Annotated in this window: 12 protein-coding genes; 1 reads left to right on the top strand and 11 read right to left on the bottom strand. The window is 51.9% G+C overall.

Annotated elements, in window-relative coordinates; all coding sequences use genetic code 11:
• The 5 genes from HMPREF2871_RS03905 to HMPREF2871_RS03885 all read right to left on the bottom strand — a co-directional run.
• On the bottom strand, positions 1-503 hold a 503-nt coding region (locus HMPREF2871_RS03905), incomplete at its 3' end, for a DUF1804 family protein (protein ID WP_004520456.1).
• Positions 504-505: 2 nt separating this feature from the next.
• Positions 506-703, bottom strand: a complete 198-nt coding sequence (locus tag HMPREF2871_RS03900; protein WP_049343850.1) for a hypothetical protein — start codon at positions 701-703, stop codon at positions 506-508.
• Positions 700-966: a hypothetical protein gene (locus HMPREF2871_RS03895; protein WP_004520458.1), complete on the bottom strand. Its 267-nt coding sequence runs from the start codon at positions 964-966 to the stop codon at positions 700-702. The genes HMPREF2871_RS03900 and HMPREF2871_RS03895 overlap by 4 nt, the downstream gene beginning before the upstream one ends.
• A gap of 10 nt (positions 967-976) precedes the next feature.
• On the bottom strand, positions 977-1,315 hold the full coding sequence (locus tag HMPREF2871_RS03890; protein WP_049336674.1) for a hypothetical protein: 339 nt from the start codon (positions 1,313-1,315) through the stop codon (positions 977-979).
• On the bottom strand, positions 1,312-1,530 hold the full coding sequence (locus HMPREF2871_RS03885; RefSeq protein ID WP_049336672.1) for a hypothetical protein: 219 nt from the start codon (positions 1,528-1,530) through the stop codon (positions 1,312-1,314). Before HMPREF2871_RS03885 ends, HMPREF2871_RS03890 begins: the two co-directional genes overlap by 4 nt.
• 12 nt (positions 1,531-1,542) lie before the next feature.
• On the opposite strand from HMPREF2871_RS03885, the gene HMPREF2871_RS03880 reads away from it, so the two are divergent.
• Positions 1,543-1,713, top strand: coding sequence for a YegP family protein (locus tag HMPREF2871_RS03880; protein WP_049336671.1), 171 nt, complete (start codon positions 1,543-1,545; stop codon positions 1,711-1,713).
• A 44-nt stretch (positions 1,714-1,757) separates the two neighbouring features.
• Here the strand turns inward: HMPREF2871_RS03880 and HMPREF2871_RS12195 are convergent, their stop codons facing one another.
• The 6 genes from HMPREF2871_RS12195 to HMPREF2871_RS03860 all read right to left on the bottom strand — a co-directional run.
• Positions 1,758-2,063: a hypothetical protein gene (locus HMPREF2871_RS12195; protein WP_193388906.1), complete on the bottom strand. Its 306-nt coding sequence runs from the start codon at positions 2,061-2,063 to the stop codon at positions 1,758-1,760.
• Positions 1,960-2,379, bottom strand: a complete 420-nt coding sequence (locus HMPREF2871_RS03870; protein ID WP_049343848.1) for a hypothetical protein — start codon at positions 2,377-2,379, stop codon at positions 1,960-1,962. Before HMPREF2871_RS03870 ends, HMPREF2871_RS12195 begins: the two co-directional genes overlap by 104 nt.
• The gene (locus HMPREF2871_RS03865) at positions 2,351-2,587 is read right to left on the bottom strand and encodes a hypothetical protein (protein WP_049343846.1); all 237 of its coding nucleotides are present in this window, start codon (positions 2,585-2,587) and stop codon (positions 2,351-2,353) included. The genes HMPREF2871_RS03870 and HMPREF2871_RS03865 overlap by 29 nt, the downstream gene beginning before the upstream one ends.
• Positions 2,588-2,589: 2 nt before the next feature.
• Positions 2,590-2,754 (bottom strand): hypothetical protein, encoded by a 165-nt coding sequence (locus HMPREF2871_RS11700; protein ID WP_049343844.1) that lies wholly within the window; start codon positions 2,752-2,754, stop codon positions 2,590-2,592.
• A 2-nt stretch (positions 2,755-2,756) separates the two neighbouring features.
• Positions 2,757-2,930 carry a hypothetical protein gene (locus tag HMPREF2871_RS11695; protein WP_049323773.1) on the bottom strand — a complete coding sequence of 58 codons (174 nt, stop codon included), beginning with the start codon at positions 2,928-2,930 and terminating at the stop codon, positions 2,757-2,759.
• Positions 2,927-3,436 (bottom strand): N-acetylmuramoyl-L-alanine amidase (locus HMPREF2871_RS03860; protein WP_049344458.1); only part of this gene is annotated, 510 nt, incomplete at its 5' end. The genes HMPREF2871_RS11695 and HMPREF2871_RS03860, both read right to left, overlap by 4 nt.

Raw genomic sequence — 3,436 nt, 5'->3', positions numbered from 1 at the left:
CCAAACTTCTTCTCCACTTCCGCCCCAAACGGCTCCAATACCTCCACAAAGGCAGGCAAATGTTTGGGGTGTTTTTCTTGCACAAACGCCATCAAGAACTCAATCAATTCCAAAGCCGTCGCCAGTTTTGACGTTTCCGGCATCACGCGGGCATTGGCTGATACGGTTTTGGTAAACGCATCGGCCAGGCTGGCCAACAGCTTCGCACGGTCGGATGGCGGCAAATCTTCGGTACTCGAATCCTGCAGCATCGTCATCGTGCTGTTGTACTGCACCATAAAACCGGCCAACATCGCACGGCTCAAGTCCTCAATACCGCCGCCGGCCAAAGTGTAGGCGGCGCGCATCTTATCCCAGTCGTCGCCTTTTTCCTTATCCGCACGTTTCCACGCACGCGCAGTGGCCTGCGGGATTTCGCACATCAAGGCTGCCGTTTCCAAAGTTTGCTCGCCGCTCACATAGAGCCGGCGTAACTTTTCACGGATTTCTTGCGGGTGAGCCATAATTACAGTCCCATTTTCGCTTTAAGCAATTCCCAGCCGACCGTAATCACGCCGCCGCCGATCGCGCCGAATGTAATGGCCGTGCGTTTCGTGTCTTGGCGGATTTGTGCAATTTCCGCCTGCATTTCCTTCTGATTTTTCAGAGTTTGATCAGTCTTGTTTTCAATACGCGCCAAGGCTTCCAAAATCGGGTCGCTCATGATTTGTCCGCTTTCCTGTCCAGTTTTTCGTTTACTTTTTCTAACTTGTTTTCAATTCGTTCCAACGCTGCTGCAATATTAGTGCTGTCTGCCTTGGCGTCCGCCTTGGTGTGATAAGAGAGCTTGACCGCGTGCAGCTCCTCTTTAAGGTCGTCGATACGCTTGTCCGCCTCTTTCAGACGGCCTGAAATGCCGTTGACCCAAAACCAAAACGCCGCCGTCGCAATCGGCCACAAGGTTTTAAAACCAAATTCAAAGTCCATTTAAAACCCCTTAAACCGGCACATCGCCGAATACGATACGGACGGAGTGGCCGTCAGGGCGATTGCTGAAAATTTCGAGTCCATCTCCATCATTACAAACGCAGTAATACGCCGAAATCGTCTGCCAAACTGCACGCTTAAAGGTGTCGTAGTTTGTATTTGGATATTCAAGGTTAAAGGTCGTCTGAAAATCCTTATTCATCCGTACCGTATATTCAACCCCTGCCTTATCCAGCAGATTAGAAACATGAATGACAAACGGCTCTTGTTCGCGGGAGCGGCTTAAGCCCAATTCCAAATCGGCATGGCGCACAGCCAACTGACGTTCAACTAATTCACGGTAGGTCATTCTTTGATACCCATTAAATATTTTATCCGTCTGTACAACTTCTTAACCCACGAAATATTTACAAATGTATAAATCTTTGTTACAACTTCGCCGTCATACTGCGCATTTTCCTGTGCAGCCCGAAATTTTGCCCGGGCTTCTTCAGGGCTGTCCGCCCAAATGCTCAATGACCAGGACTTGCCGTCAAAGCGGTAAGAAAACGTGTACTCATTCATAGGAGAAACCTTATGTATTTTGAAATCTATAAAGACGCAAAAGGCGAATACCGTTGGCGTTTGAAAGCAGCCAACCATGAAATCATCGCTCAGGGCCAAGGCTACACCAGCAAGCAAAACTGCCAGCACGCAGTCGATTTGGTGAAAAGCACTACCGCCGCGACCCCTGTAAAAGAGGTATAAAATCCGCTTTTACCCTAAGCCCGCGCCCTACGCGGGCTTTTTTGTCAGTCGCCGACTTTGCGGGAGCGATTGCCCGCCCAGTCGCGCCACGCTGCGTTTTGGTTTTCCAGCTCCGAAACATAGCCGCCAAACTCAGCGGCGTGTTCGAGCAGCGTTGCCGTCTTGCCGTCCTTCGGAGGACTCGGGCGTACCGGCGCGACCATCAACGCAGCAGGCGGTGTCGGCATGATCGCCTTTTCGACAACCTTAATTTCCGTAGCCGAGGGCGCGGTTGTAGAGCTGCAGGCCGTGATGGCCAAAGCCGTCAATACAATTACCGCTTGCATTTTTACGGTCTTGAGTAAGGACATTTTCGATTTCCTTTTTATTTTCCGTTTTCAGACGGCTGACTTCCGCCTGTTTTTTCGCCAAAGCCATACCGACGGCGTGTGCTTTGACTTCATATTTTTTAGCTTCCGCACGCGACTGTTCCAATTCGCGCGCATAGTTTTGAGCCGACAACAGCAGGGCTTGCGCCTTATCGTGCTCCATCTTGTCGATGACCGCCTGCTGCTTCGCAAACGCCGACTTGTAGCCTTGATGGTGCGACACGGCCAAGCCCGTGCCGATAAGCGCGATGATGGCAATCGGCTGCCAGTTATTCGCCAGCAGTTTCACGAGATTCATTCTCGACCTCCTGACGTTTCACGCTGACCAGCGAGCGTGCCACCGCATAGCCGCCGACGATGCCCAAATACACCGCCCAAACCTCCGCCGATGGATCGGGCAACATCACAAACTTAAACGTCCCCGCCGCGCAGGCAACATTTGCCCACAGTTTTGAGTGCGACACATTGCCTGTCGCCGGGTTTTTAAAAATATCCAAAATACGCATTGCTATTCCACAGTTTTGGTTTGCAGGTGCCGTTGCAGCATTTCCCGATAATTGGCCAGTTCGCCCTCCGCAAATTCAAACGCAGGCAAGTCTGCCTGTTCGCTTGCCTCACGGCTTTTGCGCGACCACAGCTCAATCATCTTTTCGTAAAACTCAACCTGTCCCATGATTAACGACGATTCTTGCGTTTACGCGCCGCACGTTTCGCAGCCGCCACGCCCGATTTACCCAGGCGCATAGACGGATGTTGTTTCAAATAGCCAATACTGGCAGGCTTAATCTCAAATTCAGGCAGCTGCGGTTTCAAGACAGACAGAGCCAAAGCAATCAAAGACTTTTTCATACCTTCGCCGCTCCCAATTCCATCGCAATCGCGTCCGAAATTGCACGGCAAATGCCCCATTTAGTCGCCTTAAACAAGGCCAAATCAGTGTCGTTGCTGATAAAAAACGGTTCAAACACAATGCCGCCGGCTTGCGCATAAGCCAGCCGCGAATGCTGGCCGGCATTATCCGGCTTAAAGCCGTCTTCGCCGCGCAGTTTCCAACCGGTCGCCTTGGCAACAGCCTTGCTCAACACCTGACACCAGCGTTTGTTTTTCGGCGTACTCAACGCCTCAATGCCCGTAGCTGCTTTGCTGACGGCGGCGTTGGTATGGAACTCAATCGCCACATCCGAGCCGCGAATCAGTTTTACAGCATCGCGCAGCGGCATATTGCCTTTGCCGGTGCCGTCTGTTTTAACGGTCAAGCCGTAGTCATCGCGCAAAATAGATGCCACGATGTTGCGCATATCCTGCGCCAAGTCCGCCTCACGGTCGGAGCCGTTGACCGCGCCCGGGTCGGTGTT

Origin of the sequence: Neisseria sp. HMSC067G12, assembly GCF_001812725.1 — a bacterium.
GTDB classification, from domain to species: domain Bacteria; phylum Pseudomonadota; class Gammaproteobacteria; order Burkholderiales; family Neisseriaceae; genus Neisseria; species Neisseria perflava.
The sequence above is the reverse complement of the archived record's forward strand: the minus strand, read 5'-3'. Positions and strand labels throughout refer to the sequence as shown.

What these genes read in the sequence shown, in the direction of transcription:
- HMPREF2871_RS03900 (WP_049343850.1), bottom strand. Translation starts at nt 703, where the DNA reads ATGAGCGACCCGATTTTGGAAGCCTTGGCGCGTATTGAAAACAAGACT.
- HMPREF2871_RS11695 (WP_049323773.1), bottom strand. Translation starts at nt 2,930, where the DNA reads ATGAAAAAGTCTTTGATTGCTTTGGCTCTGTCTGTCTTGAAACCGCAG.
- HMPREF2871_RS03885 (WP_049336672.1), bottom strand. Translation starts at nt 1,530, where the DNA reads ATGAATGAGTACACGTTTTCTTACCGCTTTGACGGCAAGTCCTGGTCA.
- HMPREF2871_RS03865 (WP_049343846.1), bottom strand. Translation starts at nt 2,587, where the DNA reads ATGCGTATTTTGGATATTTTTAAAAACCCGGCGACAGGCAATGTGTCG.
- HMPREF2871_RS03880 (WP_049336671.1), top strand. Translation starts at nt 1,543, where the DNA reads ATGTATTTTGAAATCTATAAAGACGCAAAAGGCGAATACCGTTGGCGT.
- HMPREF2871_RS03890 (WP_049336674.1), bottom strand. Translation starts at nt 1,315, where the DNA reads ATGACCTACCGTGAATTAGTTGAACGTCAGTTGGCTGTGCGCCATGCC.
- HMPREF2871_RS11700 (WP_049343844.1), bottom strand. Translation starts at nt 2,754, where the DNA reads ATGGGACAGGTTGAGTTTTACGAAAAGATGATTGAGCTGTGGTCGCGC.
- HMPREF2871_RS12195 (WP_193388906.1), bottom strand. Translation starts at nt 2,063, where the DNA reads ATGTCCTTACTCAAGACCGTAAAAATGCAAGCGGTAATTGTATTGACG.
- HMPREF2871_RS03870 (WP_049343848.1), bottom strand. Translation starts at nt 2,379, where the DNA reads ATGAATCTCGTGAAACTGCTGGCGAATAACTGGCAGCCGATTGCCATC.
- HMPREF2871_RS03895 (WP_004520458.1), bottom strand. Translation starts at nt 966, where the DNA reads ATGGACTTTGAATTTGGTTTTAAAACCTTGTGGCCGATTGCGACGGCG.